22 protein-coding genes are annotated in these 22,662 nt (G+C 66.6%); 7 read left to right on the plus strand and 15 right to left on the minus strand.

Going from position 1 to position 22,662, the window contains the following annotated elements; translation table 11 throughout:
* Positions 1-159 precede the first annotated feature (159 nt).
* On the plus strand, positions 160-1,581 hold the full coding sequence (locus A0U87_RS14370; protein ID WP_048939004.1) for an amino acid permease: 1,422 nt from the start codon (positions 160-162) through the stop codon (positions 1,579-1,581).
* A 4-nt stretch (positions 1,582-1,585) separates the two neighbouring features.
* Here the strand turns inward: A0U87_RS14370 and A0U87_RS14375 are convergent, their stop codons facing one another.
* From A0U87_RS14375 to glmM, 5 genes are all read right to left on the minus strand, one after another.
* Complete coding sequence (locus A0U87_RS14375) at positions 1,586-2,224, minus strand: L,D-transpeptidase family protein (RefSeq protein ID WP_048939017.1); 639 nt, start codon at positions 2,222-2,224, stop codon at positions 1,586-1,588.
* A 79-nt stretch (positions 2,225-2,303) separates the two neighbouring features.
* Positions 2,304-2,903 carry a ribonuclease HII gene (locus A0U87_RS14380; protein ID WP_048939003.1) on the minus strand — a complete coding sequence of 200 codons (600 nt, stop codon included), beginning with the start codon at positions 2,901-2,903 and terminating at the stop codon, positions 2,304-2,306.
* Entirely contained in the window at positions 2,896-3,657 is a 762-nt protein-coding gene (gene thiD / locus A0U87_RS14385) for a bifunctional hydroxymethylpyrimidine kinase/phosphomethylpyrimidine kinase (protein WP_048939002.1), read from the minus strand. The genes A0U87_RS14380 and thiD overlap by 8 nt, the downstream gene beginning before the upstream one ends.
* A complete protein-coding gene (locus A0U87_RS14390; protein WP_048939001.1) occupies positions 3,654-3,878 on the minus strand; it encodes a DUF1272 domain-containing protein in 225 nt (74 codons plus the stop codon). Before A0U87_RS14390 ends, thiD begins: the two co-directional genes overlap by 4 nt.
* Positions 3,878-5,218, minus strand: coding sequence for a phosphoglucosamine mutase (glmM, locus tag A0U87_RS14395; protein ID WP_048939000.1), 1,341 nt, complete (start codon positions 5,216-5,218; stop codon positions 3,878-3,880). The genes A0U87_RS14390 and glmM overlap by 1 nt, the downstream gene beginning before the upstream one ends.
* 93 nt (positions 5,219-5,311) lie before the next feature.
* On the opposite strand from glmM, the gene A0U87_RS14400 reads away from it, so the two are divergent.
* Positions 5,312-6,679: an amino acid carrier protein gene (locus A0U87_RS14400; protein WP_004210978.1), complete on the plus strand. Its 1,368-nt coding sequence runs from the start codon at positions 5,312-5,314 to the stop codon at positions 6,677-6,679.
* A gap of 159 nt (positions 6,680-6,838) precedes the next feature.
* Here A0U87_RS14400 and A0U87_RS14405 read toward each other — a convergent pair whose 3' ends face one another.
* From A0U87_RS14405 to A0U87_RS14435, 8 genes are all read right to left on the minus strand, one after another.
* Complete coding sequence (locus A0U87_RS14405; RefSeq protein WP_048938998.1) at positions 6,839-7,021, minus strand: CsbD family protein; 183 nt, start codon at positions 7,019-7,021, stop codon at positions 6,839-6,841.
* 87 nt (positions 7,022-7,108) lie between these two features.
* Positions 7,109-9,661 (minus strand): DUF3857 domain-containing protein, encoded by a 2,553-nt coding sequence (locus A0U87_RS14410; protein ID WP_240700566.1) that lies wholly within the window; start codon positions 9,659-9,661, stop codon positions 7,109-7,111.
* The gene (locus A0U87_RS26760) at positions 9,662-9,874 is read right to left on the minus strand and encodes a hypothetical protein (protein ID WP_234415636.1); all 213 of its coding nucleotides are present in this window, start codon (positions 9,872-9,874) and stop codon (positions 9,662-9,664) included.
* 184 nt (positions 9,875-10,058) lie between these two features.
* Positions 10,059-10,595, minus strand: a complete 537-nt coding sequence (gene rpsI, locus A0U87_RS14415) for a 30S ribosomal protein S9 (RefSeq protein WP_004210975.1) — start codon at positions 10,593-10,595, stop codon at positions 10,059-10,061.
* A complete protein-coding gene (rplM, locus tag A0U87_RS14420; RefSeq protein ID WP_004210974.1) occupies positions 10,595-11,074 on the minus strand; it encodes a 50S ribosomal protein L13 in 480 nt (159 codons plus the stop codon). Before rplM ends, rpsI begins: the two co-directional genes overlap by 1 nt.
* 274 nt (positions 11,075-11,348) lie before the next feature.
* Positions 11,349-11,996, minus strand: a complete 648-nt coding sequence (locus A0U87_RS14425; RefSeq protein WP_240700567.1) for a hypothetical protein — start codon at positions 11,994-11,996, stop codon at positions 11,349-11,351.
* A complete protein-coding gene (gene cutA, locus A0U87_RS14430; RefSeq protein WP_048938996.1) occupies positions 11,993-12,322 on the minus strand; it encodes a divalent-cation tolerance protein CutA in 330 nt (109 codons plus the stop codon). Before cutA ends, A0U87_RS14425 begins: the two co-directional genes overlap by 4 nt.
* Positions 12,319-13,362, minus strand: coding sequence for a COX15/CtaA family protein (locus A0U87_RS14435; RefSeq protein WP_048938995.1), 1,044 nt, complete (start codon positions 13,360-13,362; stop codon positions 12,319-12,321). The genes cutA and A0U87_RS14435 overlap by 4 nt, the downstream gene beginning before the upstream one ends.
* Positions 13,363-13,499: 137 nt before the next feature.
* Between A0U87_RS14435 and A0U87_RS14440 the strand changes: the two genes are divergently transcribed.
* On the plus strand, positions 13,500-15,539 hold the full coding sequence (locus A0U87_RS14440) for a PAS domain-containing sensor histidine kinase (RefSeq protein WP_240700568.1): 2,040 nt from the start codon (positions 13,500-13,502) through the stop codon (positions 15,537-15,539).
* 5 nt (positions 15,540-15,544) lie between these two features.
* Here A0U87_RS14440 and A0U87_RS14445 read toward each other — a convergent pair whose 3' ends face one another.
* Together A0U87_RS14445 and A0U87_RS14450 are read right to left on the minus strand one after the other, a co-directional pair.
* On the minus strand, positions 15,545-16,177 hold the full coding sequence (locus A0U87_RS14445; RefSeq protein WP_048938993.1) for a 2-dehydro-3-deoxy-6-phosphogalactonate aldolase: 633 nt from the start codon (positions 16,175-16,177) through the stop codon (positions 15,545-15,547).
* Between the two features lie 3 nt (positions 16,178-16,180).
* The gene (locus A0U87_RS14450; RefSeq protein WP_048938992.1) at positions 16,181-17,083 is read right to left on the minus strand and encodes a 2-dehydro-3-deoxygalactonokinase; all 903 of its coding nucleotides are present in this window, start codon (positions 17,081-17,083) and stop codon (positions 16,181-16,183) included.
* Positions 17,084-17,218: 135 nt separating this feature from the next.
* Between A0U87_RS14450 and A0U87_RS14455 the strand changes: the two genes are divergently transcribed.
* From A0U87_RS14455 to A0U87_RS14470, 4 genes are all read left to right on the plus strand, one after another.
* Positions 17,219-19,021 carry an IlvD/Edd family dehydratase gene (locus tag A0U87_RS14455; protein ID WP_010337622.1) on the plus strand — a complete coding sequence of 601 codons (1,803 nt, stop codon included), beginning with the start codon at positions 17,219-17,221 and terminating at the stop codon, positions 19,019-19,021.
* Between the two features lie 158 nt (positions 19,022-19,179).
* Positions 19,180-20,757: an aldehyde dehydrogenase (NADP(+)) gene (locus A0U87_RS14460; RefSeq protein ID WP_048938991.1), complete on the plus strand. Its 1,578-nt coding sequence runs from the start codon at positions 19,180-19,182 to the stop codon at positions 20,755-20,757.
* The gene (gene araD1 / locus A0U87_RS14465; protein ID WP_048938990.1) at positions 20,754-21,734 is read left to right on the plus strand and encodes an AraD1 family protein; all 981 of its coding nucleotides are present in this window, start codon (positions 20,754-20,756) and stop codon (positions 21,732-21,734) included. The genes A0U87_RS14460 and araD1 overlap by 4 nt, the downstream gene beginning before the upstream one ends.
* Positions 21,731-22,654, plus strand: a complete 924-nt coding sequence (locus tag A0U87_RS14470) for a Gfo/Idh/MocA family oxidoreductase (protein ID WP_048938989.1) — start codon at positions 21,731-21,733, stop codon at positions 22,652-22,654. The genes araD1 and A0U87_RS14470 overlap by 4 nt, the downstream gene beginning before the upstream one ends.
* Positions 22,655-22,662: the final 8 nt, after the last annotated feature.

Genomic DNA, 22,662 nt, shown 5'->3' on the forward strand with positions numbered 1-22,662 from the left:
CTCGATCATCCATCCCAAGCCGAACAGGTCGGCGGCCAACACCCCCATGCCTAGCCCAGCGGCGGCCCGCCGACAATCGCGCGCCCTCACCGGTCCCGCCGCGCCAATCTCACACGATATTCATTTGCCTTCCCGCGCTCGGCATGACAGCGGCGGAGCATGACGAACCGATCGCCCCGCCATCCGCTCCTGATCGCGCTGCTGCGCTGCAAGCCGGTGCTCGACTTCATCGGCGACGATCCCGACGCGAAACCGCTCGCCCGCAATATCGGCCTGTTCCAGCTGACCATGTTGGGCGTGGGCGCGACCATCGGCACCGGCATATTCGTGGCGCTGACGACCGCCGTGCCCGAAGCGGGGCCGGCGGTCACCTTGTCCTTCGTCATCGCCGGCATCACCGCCGCGCTGACCGCGCTCTGCTATGCCGAAATGGCATCGGCCGTGCCGGCGTCGGGCTCCTCCTATTCCTATGCCTATGCGACCATGGGCGAACTCGCCGCCTTCCTGATCGGCAGTTGCCTGCTACTGGAATATGGTGTCTCCGCCTCCGCCATTGCCGTGGGATGGGGGCAATATCTCAATGAACTTCTCTCGATCAGCACCGGCTGGCGCCTGCCCGACATCATCGCCCGGCCACCCGGTGCGGGCGGTATCGTCAACCTGCCCGCCGTGCTGCTGGTGGGCCTCTGCCTCATCCTGCTGCTGCGCGGCACGCGGGAATCGACCACCGCCAACGCCATATTGGTGATCGCCAAGCTCGCCGTGCTGGCGCTGTTCGTGGTGGTCGCGCTCGCCCATTTCCAGCCGACCAACTTCCACCCCTTCGCGCCCAAGGGCATGGTCGGCATCGGCGCTGCGGCCTCCTCCATCTTCTTTTCCTATATCGGCATCGACGCGGTCTCGACCGCCGGCGAGGAAGTACGCAATCCGCGCCGCGACCTGCCGCTTGCCATCATCCTGTCGCTGCTGATCGTCACCGCCGCCTATATATTGGTCGCGGTCGCGGCGATCGGCGCCCAGCCCTGGACCGAGTTTGCCGGGCAGGAAGCGGGCCTGGCCGTCATCCTCCACAACCTCACCGGCGCGGGCTGGCCGGCGGTGATCCTGTCGCTGGGCGCCATCGCCTCGATCTTCAGCGTCACCCTGGTGGTGATCTACGGCCAGACCCGCATCCTCTATGCCATGGGTCGCGACGGGCTGCTGCCCGCCTTTTTCTGCCGGGTCGATCCGGTGCGCCATGTGCCGCGCCAGAATACGTGGATCGTCGCGATCGGCGTCGCCCTGCTCGCCGCCTTCGTGCCATTGGACGTGCTGGTCAACCTCACCAGCATGGGCACGCTGATCGCCTTTGCCACCGTGTCGATCGGCGTCATCATCCTGCGCCGCACCCGGCCGGACCTGCCGCGCGGCTACAAGGTGCCCTTCTATCCGGTCCTGCCGATCGCCAGCACGCTCTTCTGCGCCTATCTGATCTTCGGCCTGCCGGCCGACACCTATGCGCTGTTCGCGGTCTGGGTTGGTGCGGCGGCCCTGCTCTATTTCGGCTATTCGATGCGGCGTTCGGCACTGGCCCAGCGCTGACCGTTTACCTCCGCGATACCCTCGGCACGAAGATGATCGGGTCGATATCCAGCACCGGCTTTGCCGGGGCCGGCGCAGCGACCTTGGCCATGGAATCCGCCGCCGCCATCTGCTCGATCGGCAGCGAGGGATGCAGCCGATCCCTGGTCACCGTCACCAGCCCACCCAGGCTGGTCATGCCGAACAGCTTCTGGGCAAAGGCATAGGGCAGGCGGATGCAGCCATGGCTGGCCGGATAGCCCGGATTATGCCCGGCATGCAGCGCAATGCCGTCCCAGGTCAGCCGCTGCATGAAGGGCATGGGCGCATTGCTGTAGAGATTGGAGCGGTGCCACTGGTTCTTCTGCAGGATCGGATAGTCGCCGGTCGGCGTGCTGTGCCCGGCCATGCCAGTCGACACGCTCGCCATGCCGACCAGCCGGTCGCCGCTATAGACATGGGCCATCTGCCGATCGATGCTGATGACCAGATGGATCGGCCCGTCGAGCGGCCCGTCCTCCAGCCAGCGATAGCCACCCGGCGCCAGCGCACCAACCTTGGCCGCCGGCCGCGCGCGCTTGACCGGCGCAGCCGCCTGCACCGGCAGCGACAGCGCGCCGACAAGCAGGAACAGGCAGGAAAGGCCGGAACGGGCGAAGGACATGAATCCCTTCTTAAGCATGCGCCACACCCGCGCCAGCCCTCAAATCATCCCCATCCCGCCCCGCGACGGGACAGCATCGTCAGATCAGCAGCAGTTGCGCCACCGGCGAAAAACTGCGCCGGTGCAGCGGCGTCGGCCCATGCTCACGCAGCGCCGCCATATGCTTGGCGCTGCCATAGCCCTTGTTGCTCTCCCACCCATAATGCGGATGTTCGGCGGCGGCCGCGATCATGATCCGGTCGCGCTCTTCCTTGGCCAGGATCGACGCGGCGGCGATCGACAGGCATTTGGCGTCGCCCTCCACCACCGCGGTCGAGGGCCAGCGCCAGTTGGGACAGCGATTGCCATCGACCAGCACATGGCTGCACTCCTGCGAAAGCGCCTCGACCGCGCGGGTCATGGCCAGCATCGTCGCCCATAATATGTTGAGTTCGTCGATCTCGGCCACGCTGGCGATGCCCAGTCCCCAGCACAGCGCGCGGGCCTTGATCTCCCCCTCCAGCGCGGCCCGCTTCCTGGCGGTCAGCTTCTTGGAATCATTGAGCCCCTCGGGGCAATCCTCCTGTCGCAGGATGACGGCGGCCGCGACCACCGGCCCCGCCAGCGGCCCACGCCCGGCCTCGTCCACCCCGGCAACCAGGCCGGGATGATGGATCAGTTCATGCGCAAAATCAGGCATAAGCGTGGAAGCCGAAGGGGTTGCCCATCGGGCCATGGCCCGCGCCAAGCCCCGGCGCCAGCGCCAGCGCCTCGCGCACATATTTGCGGCCACGCTCGACCGCCTCGATCAGGTCCAGCCCCTGCCCCAGGCCGGTCGCGATCGCGCTCGCCAGGGTGCAGCCAGTGCCATGGCTGTGCCGCGTGTCGATCCGCGCATTGCTCCACGCCTTGCGCACGCCCTGCGGCCCGATCAGCCGGTCGGTCAGCATCGGCCCCTCGCCATGGCCGCCCTTGGCCAGCACATGGGTGGCGAAACGGATCGCGATCTCCTCGCCGCCCAGCGCCGCCAGCTCGGGGATATTGGGCGTCACCAGCGTTGCGATGGCCATCAGCCGCTCGAACGCTGCGATGGTCGCGTCGTCGGCCAACGGCGATCCGCTGGTCGCGACCATGACGGGATCGAAGACGATCGGCACATTATCGAGCTGCGCCAGCCGCTCGGCCACCGCTGCCGCCGTCTGCGCCGAACCGATCATGCCGATCTTGACCGCGTCGACGCCGATGTCGCTGATCACGCTTTCCATCTGCGCCAGCACCATCTCGGTCGGCACCGGGTGGACGCCCTGCACGCCCAGCGTGTTCTGCGCGGTGATCGCGGTGATCGCGGTCATGGCATGGCCGCCCAGCAGCGTGACCGTCTTGATATCCGCCTGGATACCGGCACCGCCGCCGCTGTCCGACCCGGCAATGATGAGAATGCGGGGCACGCTCATCCCTTGAACTTGCGCTCCGTGGAGGCGGGGTTGTTCGCCAGCGCCTTGCCCATCCGGGTCGGCCGGTCCATCAGTTCGCCGCCGCAATTGGGGCAGCAATCGTCCAGCGCCTCGGCACAGGGCGCGCAATAAGTGCATTCGAACGAACAGATGAACGCGCCGGGCTCATCGGCCGGCAGGTCGGTGCCGCAACGTTCGCAATCGGGGCGCATTTCTAGCATCACGCCGCCGCCTTCTCGACCGCGGCGCAGATGCGTTCGACCACATCCTTGACCTGATCCTCGCGGTCGCCTTCCGCCATGACGCGGATCACCGGTTCGGTGCCGGACGGACGGATGACCAGCCGGCCCGATCCGTTCAGTTCCGCCTCGGCCTGGGCGATCACCCGCTGCACCGCCTCATCCTCCAGCGGCTTGCCGCCGGCGAAGCGGACATTCTTGAGCAATTGAGGCACCGGATCGAACTGGTGCAGCGTCTCGCTCGCCGGCTTGCCCGAGCGGACCAAGGCGGCCAGCACCTGCAGCGCCGCGACCGTGCCGTCGCCGGTCGTCGCATAGTCGGTCAGGATCATGTGGCCGGACTGTTCGCCGCCGACATTGAAGCCGCCCTCACGCATCCGCTCCAGCACATAGCGATCGCCCACCTTGGTGCGTTCCAGGCCGATGCCCTGCCCGGTCAGGAAGCGTTCGAGGCCCAGGTTCGACATGATCGTCGCCACCAGCCCGCCACCGCGCAGCGTGCCGGCGCGGGCGAAATTGGATGCGATCAGCGCCATGATCTGGTCGCCGTCGACAATCTGGCCCTTTTCATCGACGACGATCAGCCGGTCGGCGTCGCCGTCCAGCGCAATGCCGATGTCGGCGCCGGAAGACACGACCGTTTCCTGGCACAGCAGCGGCGCGGTCGATCCGCAGCCGTCATTGATATTGGTGCCGTTGGGCGTGACGCCAACCGCGACCACTTCAGCGCCCAATTCCCAGAAGGCCGACGGCGCGACCTGATAGGCGGCGCCATTGGCGCAATCGACCACGATCTTGAGGCCGTCGAGCCGCAGGTCGGCGGGGAAGCTCGATTTGACCGCATGGATATAGCGGCCCCGCGCATCCTCGACCCGGCGGGCGCGGCCGATATCCTTGGACGCGGCCAGCGGCACATCCTGGTTCAGCAGCGCCTCGATCTTCAGCTCATCCTCGTCCGACAGCTTGTAGCCATCCGGGCCGAACAGCTTAATGCCATTGTCATAATAGGGATTGTGGCTGGCCGAAATCATGACGCCCAGGTCGGCGCGCATCGAATGGGCGAGCATGGCGACGGCCGGCGTCGGGATCGGCCCGAACTGGACCACGTCCATGCCGACCGCGGTGAAGCCCGCGACCAGCGCATTTTCGACCATATAGCCCGACAGGCGGGTATCCTTGCCGATCACCACCCGGTGGCGATGGCTGCCGCGCTGGAAATGGGTGCCCGCGGCCATGCCGACCTTCATGGCCAGTTGCGGCGTCATCGGCCACTGGTTGGTGCGACCACGAATACCGTCAGTGCCGAAATATTGTCTGCTCATGCGATCCTGCCCCAGGGCGGCTATGGGTAAAACTCACCTCCCCCATAGCAATCTTTGATCGACTTTCCACCGCTGTCCCGGCATCGCCGCCGCATGGAAAATTTCAATGCCGCCGTCGATGCGCTGTCCAGCGCAGTCTTCTTCAAGGTTCCCCTGTTCGGCGCGCAGATCGAGCTGATCGTGCTCTATCTGGCGCTCCCCATGCTGTTCTTCACCATCTGGCTGGGCTTCCCCAATGTCACCCAGGTCGGCCGGGCGATCCGTATCCTGCGCAGCCAGCCGCATGAGGGCGAGGCGAAGGGCGATGTCAGCCAGTGGGGCGCGCTGTCCACCGCCCTGTCCGGCACCATTGGCCTCGGCAATATCGCCGGCGTCGCGGTGGCACTGACCATGGGCGGGCCGGGCGCAATCCTGTGGATGTTCATCATCGGCTGGTTCGCGATGACGGTGAAGATGGCGGAGGTCACGCTGGGCCTCAAATATCGCGTCTTCGACGAACGCGGCCATGTCCATGGCGGGCCGATGTATGTACTCAAAGCCGTCGGCGCGGCGCGCGGCTGGCCCAAAGTCGGCCTGGTGCTGGGCGGCGCCTATGCCTTCTTCGCCCTGTTCGGCGCGATCCCGATGGTGCAGGTCAACCAGAGCTTCGCCCAGGTGAAGGTGGTCACCGGCATGACCAATGGCTGGGCCTATGGCGTGTTCATCGCGGCGGCCGTCGCGCTGGTGACGATGGGCGGCGCGGCCTGGCTGGGCGAGGTGTCGAAGCGCCTGACCCCGCTCAAGGTCACCGTCTATCTGGGCGGTGTCGCCGCGATCCTGATCCTGCATGCCGACGCCATTCCTGGCGCTTTGGCGCTGATCTGGCACGGCGCCTTTTCCAGCGATGCGGCCACCGGCGGGGCGATCGGCGCCTTTGTCGCGGGCATGCGCCGCGCGGTTTTCGCCAGCGAGGCCGGCGTCGGCTCCGCCGTCATGGCGCACAGCCTGGCCCGCGCCCGCCATCCGGTATCTGAAGGGCTTGTCGCGCTGCTGGAGCCGTTGCTCGGCACGATGATCGTCTGCGCGCTGGGCGGGCTGGCGCTGGTGGTCGCGGGCACCTGGAACAACGGCCTTGAGGGCATCGCCATCACCTCCGCCGCCTTTGCCAAGGTGTCGCCCTGGTTCCCCTGGCTGCTCGCCGTCGTCGTCTTCCTCTTCGCCTATTCGACGCTGGTCGCCTGGGGCTTCTATGGTCTTCAGGCCTGGGGCTATCTGTTCGGCAATGGCCCCCGCGCCCAATGGGTCTACAAGATCCTCTATGTCGTCGCCCTGCCGCCTGCCGCCGCGATCGACCTCGGCCGGGTGGTCGGCATCGTCGACAGCAGCTTCTTCCTGATGGCGATCCCCAATGTGATCGCCCTCTATCTGTGCGCCGGCGAGCTGCGCCGCGACGTGAAGGCCTATCTGGCGGAACAGGCTTAACTTCGCACATTTCCCGCACATTCTGACATAATCTTGCGGGGCCGCGATCCTATCGGAAAGCGGCCCCGTTCCTATAGCATGGCCTTAACCAGATAGGACAGAAACGAAAAAGGCCCCGCCTGTCGGCGGAGCCTCTTCGTTCGTGCAGACGGTGGGGCGTCAGATCTTGTCGCCGAGCGCACCCTTGACCGAGCCGGCCACATCCTGGGCCGTACCCTTAGCCTTCTGCAGCTTGCCTTCGGCTTCCAGGCGTTCATTATCCGTGGCCTTGCCGATCGCTTCCTTCGTGGCACCGGCGGCCTTGTTGCCCGCAGACTTCACCTTGTCGGTCAGTTCACCCATATGGTTTCTCCTTGGAAGTGGCTTTCCCCCTGTCAACCATCGGACAGGGGGAAAGGTTTCCATCGAAACGCGGGCGTCACGACAAAATCAGGGCTTGATCCCGTAGCGGGCATAGACGGCGTCGATGCGCGGATCGATGCGGCGGGCGACCGCGATTTCCGCGTCCCCCTCGCTCGCTCGGCCCAGCCGGTGCAGCACGATGCCGCGCATGTAGCGGCTCGGCTCCTTGCCCGGCTCCTGCGCGACAACGACATCCAGGTCGCGCAGCGCATCATCGAACCGGCCCATGCGGAACCACAGCATCGCCCGGCTGTCGAGCGCAGCCATGCTGCCCGAACTCAGTTCCACCGCCTTGGTGCAATCCTGCATCGCGCTGTCCAGTTCGACATTGCGCGATCCCTTGACCCAGCAGCGCTCGTTGAACAGCCCGGTCATGCCCGGCTTTTCCGCCAGTTGCGCATCGATGATCTCGATCGCCTTGGCCGGATCGCCATAGGTGCCGAGCAGCGTCGCCTTGAAGCTGCGATAGCCGTCCCGCGCCTCGCCACCGATCGCGATCTTGGCGTCGACCATGCCCAGCGCATCGTCCAGCTTGCCGCTTTCCGCCAGATAGGTCGCGACCGTGCCGACCGCCGCGCCCGACGCCGGGTCTAGCTGGCGCGCCATGCGGCCATCGGCCAGCGCGCCGGTCACGTCGCCGGTCTGGAACCGGCGATAGGCGCGCTGCAGATAGAGGTCGACGTCGGGCTTGATCCCGATCGCCTTGTCGAGATCGACCAGCGCATTCTTGTAATCGCCAATGCCCCAGCGGAAATTGCTGCGGCTGGAATAGCCGGTCGCGTCCTCCGCATCGGCGGCGATCGCCTTGGCAAAGGTCGCCTCGACCGCCTTGGACTGCGGCCAGGCGGCGATGGTCGCCGGGCTGTAATCCCACAAATAGGTCGGCTTGGCCGGGCCGATCACATGCGGCGACATGGCCTGCACCGTGGCCAGCGCATCGCGCTCGTCGGGCAGGCGATCGGCCGCAATCTCGACGCCGGTGGCGTCGGTCCGCTCCTCGACATCCAGCACGCCATCCTTCAGCTGAACGGTCCGGCGCAGGTCATAGCCGGCCACCGTCTTGCTGAGGCCCTGCTCGCCTTCGATCGCATAGCCCTTGCCGCCCTGGGGCAGGCGCAGGCGCAGATGATAGCGGATGCCGATCGGCGCGCTCGTCGCCACCGGGATCGCCAGCCAGGCGGGGCGTGCCCGGTCCGGCGCGAAGCTGATCTCGTCGATCAGCTTGCCGGCGTCGCGGCGATAGCGCCGGTCGCTGAGCTTCCAGGGCGAACTGGTGACGCCATGGGCGGTGAAGGTAACGGTGGCCGACGCCGCATCGGTGGTGACGCCGACCTGGCTATATTGGGCGGTGCCGACCTGCTCGCTGAAAAAGCCCTGCACCATCTCGTCGCGCCGCTTGGCATCCATCTGGCCAAGACCGGTGCTGATCATGGTCGCGATCTGCCCGCGCAGCACCGCCCTGGCATCGAACACGGTCGGCAGCTTCTCATGCCCGCTTTCGTCCGCCTCGACACTGACGTCGATCGTCGGCCGGGCATTGGCATGGGTCTGGATCGGCATCAGCTCCGCGCCGGCGGTGCGAACCGGCAGCACCGATCCGAAGCGCGGCGTATCGCCGATATCCTCCAGTCGCGATCCCAGGCCCGTGCCGTCCAGCCAGTATGACTGGCCATCGATCACCGCACGCACCAGCACATGGTCGAAGGCTGCGGCCGTGGGCAGCCGTTCCGGCACGGAATCGCCCAGGGTCGAACTGGCCAGCACCGGCTCCGCCTCTATCCCCAGTCCGCGCAGCAGCGAAAGCAGCAGCAGCGTCTTCGCCTTGCAGTCGCCATAGCGCAGCGTCCAGGTCTCGGCCGGCTTCTGCGGGACATAATTGCCGCCATTCATGCCGACCATCAGATAGCGGACATGGTCCTGCACCAGTTGCAGCGCAGCCGCCGCCTTTTCCTTGGGCGATCCCGGCAGCGCCTTGAGCTTGGCCAGTTCACCCGCCAGCGGCGATCCATCGGCGATCAGCCCATCGGTCGCATAGAGCGGCGCCATCGTCTTCGACACATCGGCCCAGCTGGCAAAGGTCGACAGTTCGAACAGCGGCGGATGGGTGAAGCGGGTCGGCGCGTCGGCCGGCATTTCCGGCTGCTTGGCCAGCGACACGGCAAAGCTCAGCTCGGTCAGGCCACCCTTCTTGACCGGCTTGGCATCGACGCCGCTCGCCAGCAGCTTCCAGCGCAGCGCATCCGCATCGTCCCACAACAGGCGGACCCGGCCATAGCCCAGCCGCAGCGGCGCGGCCGGCAGGGCCGAGACATTCTGGACATGGCCGCCCAGCGCATCATCCTTGCTGGTGGTCGAATAACGCAGCCGCACCACATCGCCCACCTGCACCCCCTCGACCGCCATGGTCGCGGTCAGGATACCGCTGATCTGCAACGCTTCCAGCCCCTGCTCGCGGCGCAACACGGTGAACTTCTTGCCGCTGGCCAGCGCATCGATCACCTGATCGCCGCGCAGGATCGACAGTTCATGGATGATGAGGTCGCCCTTGTCCGGCGCCCAGGGCAGCGTCAGCGACGACAATTAGGTCAGCGCCTCGGCCGAACCGGCGCGGGTGGCGATGTCTGCATAGCTCCACAGCTGGCCCTTCTCGACCCGCTGCTGGCTGTCGAGGATCATCATCGAAGGCGGATCGCCATCGGCCGCCAGCTTGGGCATCGCCGCCTTGTCGATCCAGCCGGGGGCAGGCTGATACAGCGGCACCTCTCCGGCAAAGGCAGGCGCCACAACCGTCATGGCCGCCGAAGCCGCCAACCACCCAAAATGTCTCATTTCCCCCCGAACATCCTTTTGCACTAAGCCCCGTTTGACCGAAGGCTATGGCATCGCGGCGAAGCGCTCAAGGGGAAGCATCACGCGCAAAGAAAAAGGGGCCGGAAAACCGGCCCCTTCTCGAAATTCGCGGCAGTCGCGAAGCGGATTAGCGCTTCGAGAACTGGAAGCTGCGGCGGGCCTTGGCCTTGCCGTACTTCTTACGCTCGACGACGCGGCTGTCGCGGGTCAGGAAGCCTTCGGCCTTGACCGCGCTGCGCAGCGCCGGCTCATACTTCGACAGAGCCTGGGCGATGCCGTGCTTGACCGCACCGGCCTGGCCCGACAGACCGCCGCCCTTGACGGTGGCGATCACGTCATACTGACCTTCACGGTCGGTGACGCCGAAGGGCTGGTTGATGACCAGACGCAGGGTCGGGCGAGCGAAATAGACTTCCTGGTCACGGCCGTTGACCGTGATCTTGCCGGTGCCGGGCTTCACCCACACGCGGGCCACGGCGTCCTTGCGGCGGCCGGTGGCATAGGCGCGGCCGAGGCCGTCGATTTCCTGGGCGCGCAGCGGAGCCGAGGGCTGGACCGGCGCGGCAGCGACGGGCGCTTCGCCTTCGACGGCAGCCGGGGCAGCGGCAGGAGCGGCAGTGGCCAGCGACGCGAGGTCGGACAGGGACTGACGGTTATCGGACATTATGCACCCACCTTGTTCTTGCGGTTGCGCGACGCGAAGTCGAGCACTTCGGGGTTCTGGGCTTCATGCGGATGCTCGGTGCCGGCGAAGATGCGCAGGTTGCGCATCTGCTGGCGGCCCAGCGGACCACGGGGGATCATACGCTCGACGGCCTTTTCCAGGACGCGCTCGGGGAAACGACCTTCCAGGATCTTCTGGGGGGTGGTTTCCTTGATGCCGCCGGCATAACCGGTGTGCTTGTAGTAAACCTTGTCGGTCAGCTTGCGGCCGGTGAACTTGACCTTGCCCGCGTTGATGATGATGACATTGTCACCGCAATCGACATGGGGGGTGAAGCTCGGCTTGTGCTTGCCGCGCAGGATATTCGCCACAGTCGAAGCGAGACGACCCACGACCAGCCCTTCGGCGTCGATCAGGATCCACTTCTTTTCGACCGTTGCCGGGGTTGCCGGCTTGGTGGTCTTCATCAGCGCCTTCATGGTGCCAATTCTCCAAGAATGAACAGTGAACCAGCTACCCTAGGGTCGCCGGAAGATGGGCGCTAATGACGTTTGGGGGCCGACAAGTCAAGAGATTCGGCGGCTTTCACGACGGGTAAAATAATACCACTCACTTGCCGGCGACGGTCAGGCTCCGCTTTTCGGTCAGCGTCTGGGCGCCCAGGGTCAGGGTGCGCTCCTGCGCATCGACCAGTCCCGTCTGTGCCGACACGATATAGCGCATCGCGACATGGGCGCCCTCCCCCTGCAGATCCTACTGCAAGGTCAGGCGGTTGCCGTCATGGGCGGCAACGGTGGACTCGCCCTCCACCGCGACGGCGCGGCCCAGCGGCGGGCCGGCCATGGTGCGCACGCCACGCGGCCTGGCATCGTTAACTTCGCTGTCAACGAACAGCAGCAACGGCTGCACCTCGCCCGACAGCAGTGCCAGCCCCCCTTCGGGCGTCAGCCCGTCGAGCAGGGTCAGGACATTCTTCGCCGTGCGCTGCCCCGCACTGCCCTCCGGCGCCTTTGCCACCATGGCGTTGAGCGCCTTTTCCATCGTCGCCCGGACATCGTCGACATTGTCGAGGCCGACGATCTTGCCACGGCTATCAAGGCGGAAGCGATGCTCCACCCCGATCAGCGGCGAGAGGGCCGCGCGATAGGCATCGGCACCCGCACCGGGCGCATCGCTGTCCAGGCTGCGTAGCGTGACGTGCAGGATATAGCCATCCCCTGCCTTCTCGAAACGCAATATCCGGTCGGCCCGGAACAGGCTGTCACGGCCGTCGACCGGCCGATGCTGTTCGATGCGATAGAGCAGATCCTGCCCGGTCGGCGGCGCGAAGCCGATCGCGACCGGGGCGGCCAGCGCCGACGATGCGAACGCCAGCGACAGGAAGGCGATCGCCCGCTTCATGCCAGTTGCTCCGCGACCCAGGCGGCGAAGGGCGGATGGGCGGCATCGACCGGCAGCGCCAGGATCGCCGGCACATCATAATCGTGCAACTGCGCGATCCGCGCCATCAGCGCGGCGCGCCGGTCGGCGCTGGCCTTGAACAGGACCGGGACTTCGGTGCCTTCCTCCACCTTCCCCTGCCATTCATAGATGGAGGTGCAGGGACCAAGGATATTGGCGCAGGCGACCAGCCTCTCCTCGACCAGCGTGCGGGCGACGGCGCGCGCCTGCTCGGCCGATCCGAACAGGCTGTAGACCAGCACCAGCTCGTTCCGCTCAGGGCTCATGCTCGGCGCGATCCCACGGCATGGGCGCCCCAGGCAGCGGAAGCCACCACCAGCGCGCCGACCGCCTGGTGCAGCACGGCCAGCGGCAGGGCGATGCCGCTGATGACAGTGGCGATGCCCAGCAGCACCTGCGTGCCGACCGCCGCATTGATCGCGATCGACGCGCCGCGATGGCCCGCCGCCTTGGCCTTGCGCGCCAGGATGATCAGCATCGCCGCCGCAACCCAGGCCCACCAGCGGTGGATGAAATGGACCAGATAGGGATCGCTGGAGACGGTCGCCCAGAGCGAGCCGAGCCATTGGATGCCTTCGGGCACCAGATGGTCGTTCATCAGCGGCCAGGTGCTGGAGACATAGCCCGCATCGAGGCCGGCGGTGAAGGCGCCGAACATCAGTTGGACCAGCAGCACCAACAGGGTCGCCAGCGCAAAGGGCTGCAGCGCGGCGGGCCGGGCATAGGGATTGCGCGCCAGCGCCAGCAGGTCGAGCGCAGTCCAGATCAGCCCGCCGATGATGAACAGCGCGGTCAGCAGATGCACCGCCAGCCGATAATGGCTGACATCGGTGCGCACCGACAGACCCGACTTCACCATCCACCAGCCGATCGCGCCCTGCAGCCCGCCCAGCGCCAGCAGCGCGACCAGGCGCCAGCCATAGCCGGCCGGGATCGCCCGCCGCGCCGCGAACCAGATCAACGGCAAGGCAAAGGCCACCCCGATCAGGCGGCCGAGCAGCCGGTGCAGCCATTCCCAGAAGAAGATGAACTGGAAGGCGGCCAGGCTCATGCCCTTGTTGATCTCCTTATATTCGGGGATCTGCTGATAGTCGCGAAACGCCTCCATCCACTGGTCGTCGGTCAAGGGCGGGATCGCGCCGGTGATCGGCTTCCACTGGGTGATCGACAGGCCGGATTCGGTAAGGCGCGTGATGCCGCCCACCACCACCATGCAGAAGACCAGCGCCGCCACGATGAGCAGCCAGCGGGCAATGGCAACGGGACGCGGAGCCGCGCTGAACGCGGTCGGGGAAGAACGTGTCATGCCCGGTCCATGCGCCCATGCCGCCCCCTATTCAAGAGGCACGGACTGGGACAAAAGGTCATGGGGCTGCCATCGCCGGGGGATACAAATCGGCGCACGGGCGTCTCCCACCAACGCATTGCAACGACAGGGTTATGATGAGCCAGCAGAGGGACATTGCCGACATGATCGCCGAACAGGGGCCGATGGGCGCCCTGACCGCGACGATCGACGCATCCTCGCCTCTGGGGCCCGCCTCGGCCTGGTCGCCATCGCTCGTCTCGACGGTGCGGCTGATGCTGTCGTCGCGCGCGGAGATCGTGCTGTTCTGGGGGCCGGATTATTGCGCCCTCTACAATGAAGCCTATGCCCCCACGATCGGCGACAAGCACCCCCGCGTGCTTGGCCGCCCGGCCCGCGAAGGCTGGGCCGAGCTGTGGGATGATCTTGGCCCGCTGCTGCAATCGGTGCGGGACACGGGCGAAACCTTCCATGCCAAGGACCGCCCCTTCTATATCGAACGCGACGGCGGACGCGGCGAGGAGGTCTTCTTCGACATTTCCTATTCGCCGGTGTTCGAACTGGATGGGTCGATCGGCGGCGTGCTGTGCATCGTCAGCGAAACCACGGTGCGCGTGCTCGCCGAGCGCGAGGCACGCGCTGACCGCAACCGCCTCTGGGCGCTGGCGCGCGACCCCTTCCTGATCGCCGACAGCGAGGGGATCTGGCTGTCCGCCAGCCCCGCCTGGACCGACATATTGGGCTGGTCGCAGGAGGAATTGATCGGCCGCACATCGGAATGGATGGAGCATCCCGACGATGTGAAGCGGACGCGCGGCGAGGTGCAGGATCTGGCCGACGGCCATCCGACCATCCGGTTCGAAAACCGGTTCCGCACCAAGCGGGGCGATTATCGCATCTTCAGCTGGACCGCCGTGCCCGAGGGCGACCTCATCTATTGTGTCGCCCGCGACGTGACCCGGCACCGCGCCGACGCCCAGGCCCTGGCCGAAACCGAAGCCGCGCTGCGCCAGGCGCAGAAGATGGAGACGCTGGGCCAGCTCACCGGCGGCGTCGCGCATGATTTCAACAATCTGCTGCAGATCGTCACCGGCAATCTGGACCTGCTGCAACGCGCCCTGCCCGACGATCAGCCGCGCCTGCGCCGCGCCGCCGACAATGCCATGACTGGGGCCGAGCGGGCGGCGATACTGACCCAGCGGCTGCTCGCCTTTTCCCGTCGCCAGCCCCTGGCCCCCGACCGGGTCGATCCCAACCGGCTGATCGCCGGCATGTCGGACCTGCTGCACCGGACGCTGGGCGAGATGATCGAGGTGGAGACGGTGCAGAGCCCGCGGGTCTGGCCGGTCGAGATCGACGTCAACCAGATGGAAAATGCACTGCTCAACCTGGCGGTCAATGCGCGCGACGCGATGCCGCAGGGCGGCAAGCTGACGATCGAGGTCGCCAACACCCATCTCGACAGCCATTATGCCGCGACCGAGCAGGAAATCACGCCCGGCCAATATGTGCTGATCTGCGTGTCGGACACCGGCATGGGAATGGACGCCGACACGCTGTCCCACGCGATCGAACCCTTCTTCACCACCAAGGATGTCGGACGCGGCACCGGCCTTGGCCTGTCGATGGTCTATGGCTTCGTCAAGCAGTCGGGCGGCCATGTCAGGGTCTATTCGGAGGCAGGCCATGGCACGACGGTGAAAATCTACCTGCCGCGCTATCATGGCCTGCTGCCGGTGGCGACCGAAGAGACGGTGCAGGCCCCGCCCCCGCCCTGCCCGCAGGCCGGGCAGGAGGTGATCCTGGTGTGCGAGGATGACGAGAATGTCCGCGCCTATTCGGTCGAGGTACTGCGCGACCTGGGCTATCGCGTGATCGAGGCGGGCGATGGCCCGACCGCCCTTGCGGCGCTGGATGCCGCGGCCGAGCCGATCGACCTGCTGTTCACCGACGTGGTGCTGCCCGGCGGCATGACCGGGGCGGACATTGCCCGCGCCGCCAAGGCGAAGCAGCCGGGCCTGCGCGTGCTGTTCACCACCGGCTATGCCCGCAACGCGATCATCCATCATGGCCGGCTCGATCCGGGGGTCGAGCTGCTGACCAAGCCCTTCACCTACAGGGCGTTGGGCGAGAAGATCCGCGACATGCTGGACCGGGTGGAAAGCCCGGTCCAGTAAAAGGGTCAGCCCTTGGCGCGCTGCCAGGCGGCAACCAGATCGACCACCCGTTCGCGCACGGTGAGCGCATCGTCGCCCGGACGATAGAGCGCGCCACCCACGCCGATCCCTTCGCAGCCACCGGCGAGCCAGTCGCCGATCGTGTCCGCGCTGGTGCCGCCCACGGCCCAGACGCCGACATGCTTGGGCAGCACGTCCTTGACCGCCTTGACATAGGCCGGGCCGAGCTGGGCGGCGGGGAACAGCTTCACCCGGCGCGCACCGGCCTCGACCGCGCGGAACGCCTCGCTCGGCGTCATGAAGCCGGGCAGCAGTTCAAGGCCGAGTTCGGCACCGCGTGCGATGACGTCGGGGACGGTATTGGGCGTCACCATGATGCGCCCGCCCGCGCCCGCCAGCGCCTCGACCGCCTGGATCGTCAGCACCGTGCCGCCGCCGATCAGCGCGCGATCACCGAAGGCCTGCTGCATCGCCGCGATGCTGACCAAGGGATCGGGCGAATTGAACGGCACCTCGATCACGCGGATGCCGGCTTCCACCAGGGCGGCGGCGATGTCGAGCGCCTCTTCAGGCTTCACGCCACGCAGAATGGCGGCGATCGGCGGCGCGCCGTCGGCCAGCAGGTCGTCGAGGATCATCGGTCAGTTCTCCAGAAAGCCAAGGCCAGCCCGCGCACAGGCGTCGCCGTCGAGCGATTGCGAAGCGATGCCCTGCGCATCGAGGGCACGGGCATAGCGATCCGAAAGCCGCGCGTCACCAATCAAGACGACGCCGGTGTCGCCCGCCAGCGCGGCCCGCGCCTCGGCAATCTCGCAGCCGATGACGAGGCCCGACAGATAGCCCAGCGCCCAGTCGGCCGAACGCCCGGCGCGCAACCGCATCGCCCGCGCCGCGAACAGGGATGCGAGCAGCCGGCCCGCGCCGGCCCGCTCCAGCCCCTCGGCAAAACCGGCCGCTTCCTCCGCCGGATCGGCATCGGCGGCGGCGATATTGGGGCTGAGCGTCGAACGATCGCGCAGCAGCGCAAAGAGTTCGCCGGTCGGCACGGTGCGAAAGCGGATCACCCGGCCATCCTCCACCAGCGTCCATTTGCTGTGGGTGCCGGGCAGCACGATCAGGTGACGGCCAGTGGCGAGCCGGGGATCGAGCGCCATCGCGCCGAAAATCTGCGCCTCCTCGCCGCGCATCACATCGGCGATGCCGTCGGCGTCAGTGCAGGCCAGGCCTGCCATGATCGCCAGCGGCGCGCCGCGCCAGTCGAAGCGCACGGCGACCTGCGCCCAGCTATCGGCATCGGCGGGACAATCGGCATAGGGCGCCTCGACCCAGCCGTCGCGCGCGCCGACCATGCCGCACAGGCGGATCGATGTCGGCAGGCCGTCCTCCAGCCAGGGGGCGATCGTCTCGGCAAAGGCGGCTTCCGCCTCGCGGCCGACCACACCGATGCCCGGCCCGTCGCGGCGCGCCACGATCCGCCCCGCTTCCACCCGGAACAGCCGCAGATTGCTGGTGCCCCAGTCGCCGATCACTGCATAGTCGCTCATCGATGATCCGCCCGATTTTTCGCGTTCAACCGCACTTTCCCTCTCTTTGTATCCTTGAAAAGTTATTTGTCTGAGTATATCGGAGAGGCAAGCGCGTCAACGTGCCAAGCCTTTTCAAAGTGTCAGGATGCCCACATGAGCGATTCGTCCAAGCCTACTCCCAAGCTGCGTAGCCGCGCCTGGTTCGACAACCCAGACAATATCGACATGACCTCGCTCTATCTGGAGCGCTACCTGAACTTCGGCCTCAGCCTTGAGGAATTGCGCAGCGGCAAGCCGATCATCGGCATCGCCCAGACCGGCAGCGACCTGTCGCCCTGCAACCGCCACCACCTCGTGCTGGCCGAGCGCATGCGCGAAGGCATCCGCGAAATGGGCGGCATCGCGCTCGAATTCCCGGTCCACCCGATCCAGGAAACCGGTAAGCGCCCGACCGCCGGCCTTGACCGCAACCTCGCCTATCTGGGCCTGGTCGAAGCCATGTATGGCTATCCGCTCGACGGCGTGATCCTGACCAGCGGCTGCGACAAGACCACCCCGGCGCTGCTGATGGCCGCCGCCACCGTCAACATCCCGGCGATTGCCCTGTCGGTCGGCCCGATGCTCAATGGCTGGCACAAGGGCGAGCGCACCGGTTCGGGCACGATCGTGTGGCATGGCCGTCAGCTGCTGGCCGCCGGCAAGATCGACGATGAAGGCTTCATCAAGCTGGTCGCCTCGTCGGCTCCCTCGACCGGCTTCTGCAACACCATGGGCACCGCCAGCACCATGAACGCGCTCGCCGAAGCGCTGGGCATGATGCTGCCGGGCAGCGCGGCGATCCCCGCCCCCTATCGCGACCGTCAGGAAGCCGCCTACCGCACCGGCAAGCGCATCGTCGAAATGGTGCATGAGGATCTCAAGCCCTCCGACATCATGACGCTCGACGCCTTCCACAACGCCATCGTCGCCAACTCGGCGATCGGCGGTTCGACCAACGCGCCGATCCACCTGGCCGCCATCGCCCGCCACATGGGCGTCGACCTGCCGCTCAAGGATTGGGAAACCGTCGGTCACAAGGTGCCGCTGCTGGTCAACATGCAGCCGGCCGGCGAATATCTGGGCGAGGATTATTACCGCGCCGGCGGCCTGCCCGCCGTCATCAGCCAGCTGATCGACCAGGGCCTGATCAAGGAAGGCGCGATGACCGTCAATGGCAAGACCATGGGCGAAAATTGCAAGGGCGTGGAGATCGAGGATGAAAAGGTCATCCGTCCCTTCGGCCAGCCGCTCAAGCAGGAAGCCGGCTTCCTGGTGCTGACCGGCAACCTGTTCGACGAAGCGGTCATGAAGACCAGCGTCATCAGCGAAGAATTCCGCATGCGCTACCTGTCGAACCCCGACGATCCGGAAGCCTTTGAAGGCCCGGCGGTCGTGTTCGACGGTCCGGAAGATTATCACCACCGCATCGACGATCCGTCGGTCGGCATCACCGCCGACACGCTGCTGTTCATGCGTGGCGCCGGCCCGATCGGCTATCCCGGCGCGGCCGAGGTCGTGAACATGCGTCCGCCGGCCTATCTGATCACCGAAGGCGTGTCGGCCCTGCCCTGCATCGGCGATGGCCGCCAGTCGGGTACCTCGGGCAGCCCGTCGATCCTCAACGCCTCGCCCGAAGCGGCGGCGATGGGTGGTCTGGCGCTGCTGGAAACCGGCGACCGCGTCCGCATGGACCTGAAGGCCGGCGTGGTGAACGTGCTGATTTCCGACGAGGAACTGGAAGCCCGCCGCGCCAAGCTGATCGCCGAAGGCGGTTACAAATATCCCGCTTCGCAGACCCCCTGGCAGGAAATCCAGCGTTCGGTCGTCGGTCAGATGAACACAGGCGCCATTCTGGAAGGCGCGGAGAAATATCAGCGCATCGCCCAGACCATGGGCCTGCCGCGCGACAACCACTGATTTGGCATTGATCCGGTAAACGGCGCGTCATTCAAAGGAGGCAACAGGACGTAATTTCCGTGCAGCGATGCTCGAAATTGCGTCCCCTCGTCCCCATCTGATGGGCGCGCCGTTCCGGCAAATATTACCCCCTTTCCACGACATTTCGGGAGATATCCATGTTCAACGGAGCCATTCTGGTCGGTGCTGCCGAGCGCACCGGTGGTGAGCCCTTCTTCGCGGTCGATCCGTCGACCGGCGCCAAGGGCGACGTCGCCTTCCACAACGCCTCGACCGCCGATGTCGCCGACGCCTGCGCGCTGGCCGACGCCGCGTTCGAAGGCTTCTCGACCCTGTCTCCCGAAACCCGCGCTTCCTTCCTGGAAGCCGTGGCCGACCAGATCATGGAAATCGGCGATCTGCTGATCACCACCGCCATGAGCGAAACCGGCCTGCCGCGTGGCCGCCTGGAGGGCGAGCGTGGCCGCACCGTCGGCCAGTTGCGCCTGTTCGCTTCCTATGTCCGCCAGGGCGACTGGCTCGACGTCACCATCGACAAGGCGCTGCCGGAACGCACCCCGCTGCCGCGCAGCGACCTGCGCCGCGTCAACCAGGCCGTCGGCCCGGTCGCCGTGTTCGGCGCGTCCAACTTCCCGCTCGCCTTCTCGGTCGCGGGCGGTGACACCGCATCGGCCTTCGCCGCCGGTTGCCCGGTCGTCGTGAAGGGCCACCCGGCCCACCCCGGCACCGGCGAACTGGTCGCCCGCGCCATCGCCGCTGCGGTCAAGGCCAGCGGCCTGCATGAAGGCGTCTTCTCCTACCTGCCCGGCACCACCAATGATCTGGGCGGCGCGCTGGTCGCCGATCCCCGCATCAAGGCGGTTGGCTTCACCGGTTCGCGCGGCGGCGGCATTGCGCTGATGAAGATCGCCGCCAACCGCGAAGAGCCGATCCCGGTCTATTCGGAAATGTCGTCGATCAACCCGGTCGTGCTGCTGCCGGGCGCGCTCGCGGCCCGCGCCGAAGCGCTGGGCACCGCCTTCGTCGGTTCGCTCAGCCTGTTCGCTGGCCAGTTCTGCACCAACCCCGGCATGGTGATCGCGCTCGACAGCCCCGATCTCGACCGTTTCGTCGCTTCGGCGGCAACGGCCCTGTCGGCCAATCAGCCCCATGTCATGCTGACGCCGGGCATCCACGCCGCCTATGAAAAGGGCGTCGCGGCGCTGGCCGGCGCAGAAGGCGTCACCACCGTCGCACGCGGCGCCGAAGCCGAAGGCGTGAACCTGGCCCAGTCGGCCCTGTTCGCCACCAGCGGCGAGCAGTTCCGCACCAACCCGGCGCTGTCGCATGAAGTGTTCGGTTCCTCGTCGATCCTGGTGAAGTGCGCCACGATCGAGGAAGTGATCGCCACCATCGCCCAGATGGAAGGTCAGCTGACCGCCACGCTGCAGATGGACGAAAGCGACAATGACAATGCCGCCAAGCTGCTGCCGACGCTGTCCCGCAAGGTCGGCCGCGTGCTCGCCAATGGCTGGCCGACCGGCGTCGAAGTGACCCATGCCATGGTCCATGGTGGTCCCTTCCCGTCGACCTCGGACGGCCGCACCACCTCGGTCGGCACGCTGGCCATGATGCGCTTCCTGCGTCCGGTCTGCTATCAGGACGTCGTCGACGCCGTGCTGCCGCCGGCGCTGCAGGCGGCCAACCCCTGGAAGCTCAACCGCCGCATGGAAGGCAAGCTGGAGCTGGCGCAGTGACCGTCATTTCGCTGGTTCAGTTCAAGGATGGCGACGCACGGGGCGTTGCCGCCATTGACGAAAGCGGCGCGGCGAAGCGGGTGACGGGCGCAAGCTCCACCCGCCAGCTGGCGCTGGACGCGATCGCGGCGGGCCAGGGCCTGGCCGCCTTTGCGGCAGGCAAGCTGGGCGATGCGGTGGACCTGTCCACCGTCGCCCTGCTGTCGCCGATCGACCATGAGGATGCGGCGCATCTGCTGGTCGCCGGCACCGGGCTGACCCATCTTGGCTCGGCCGAAGGCCGCGACAAGATGCACAAGGCCGCCACCTCGGGCGACCTGACCGATAGCATGCGCATGTTCCTGATGGGCGTCGAGGGCGGCAAGCCCGCCGATGACGGCATCGGCGCGCAGCCTGAATGGTTCTACAAGGGCGACGGCCAGATCCTGGTCGATCCGGGCCAGGACTTCACCATGCCGGCCTTTGCCGAGGATGGTGGCGAGGAACCCGAAGTCGCCGGCATCTACCTGATCGACGCCGACGGCACGCCGGTGCGTCTGGGCTTTGCGATCGGCAATGAATTTTCCGATCATATCACCGAACGCGGCAATTATCTGTGGCTCGCCCACTCCAAGCTGCGCCAGGCCTCGCTCGGCCCGGAACTGCTGCTGGGCGACCTGCCGCAGGATCTGCGCGGCACCAGCCGCATCGTCCGCAATGGCGAGACCGTCTGGGAAAAGCCGTTCCTGTCGGGTGAGACCAACATGTCGCACACGATCGCGAACCTGGAACATCATCATTTCAAATATGGTCTGTTCCGCCGCCCCGGCGACATTCACGTCCATTTCTTCGGCACCGCCACCCTCTCCTTCTCCGATGGCTTCGCCACCCAGGAAGGCGATGTGTTCGAGGTCGAGGCCAAGCCCTTCACCCTGCCGGTCCGCAATGGCCTCACGCGCGCAGCGGACGAGGGCAAGACCAAGGTAAAGGCGCTATGAGCATCAAGGCCGGCCTCGTAGGCCTGGGCAAGATCGCCCGCGACCAGCATCTGCCCGCGATCGCCAAGATCGACGGCATCGATCTGGTCGCCGTCGCCAGCCGCAACGCGCAGGGCGAAGGGGTGAACAATTATCCCGATCTCGGCGCGATGCTGGCGGGTGAGCCCGACATGGACGCCGTCATCCTGTGCCAGCCGCCGCAGGTCCGCTATCAGGCGGCCCGTCAGGCGATCCTGGCCGGCAAGCATGTCTTCCTGGAAAAGCCGCCGGGCGCGACCGTGTCGGAAGTGGATGCGCTGATCGCGCTGGCCAAGGCCAATGGCGTCACTCTCTATGCCAGCTGGCACAGCCGCTATGCCGCCGCCGTGGCCCAGGCCAAGGACTGGATGGCGTCGCGCACGGTCGAGCGCATCTCGATCCAGTGGCGCGAGGATGTCCGTCACTGGCATCCGGGCCAGCCCTGGATCTGGGAAGCGGGCGGCTTTGGCGTGTTCGATCCGGGCATCAACGCCCTGTCGATCCTGACCGAAATCGTTGCCGAACCGATCACCCTGCTGTCGGCCGAACTGGAAGTGCCGTCGAACAAGCAGGCGCCGATCGGCGCGACGCTGGCGATGGCGACCGCTTCGGGCGCTCCGATCGACACCGTATTCGACTGGCGCCAGACCGGTCCCCAGACCTGGGACATCGCGGTCGAAACCAGCAATGGCAAGCTGCTCCTGTCCGAAGGCGGCAATACGCTGACCCTGGACGGCGAAGTCCAGTTGAAGGCGCCGGACGAGGAATATCCGACCATGTATCGGCGCTTCGTCGGGCTGGTGGCGGATAAGGCGATCGACGCCGACACCGCGCCGCTGCGCCTGGTGGCCGATGCCTTCCTTTGTGGCCGGCATTGCCCTACGGCTGATTTTGAGGACTAAATTCAACG

It is taken from the genome of Sphingobium sp. MP9-4 (assembly GCF_005281675.1).
Lineage (GTDB): Bacteria > Pseudomonadota > Alphaproteobacteria > Sphingomonadales > Sphingomonadaceae > Sphingobium > Sphingobium yanoikuyae.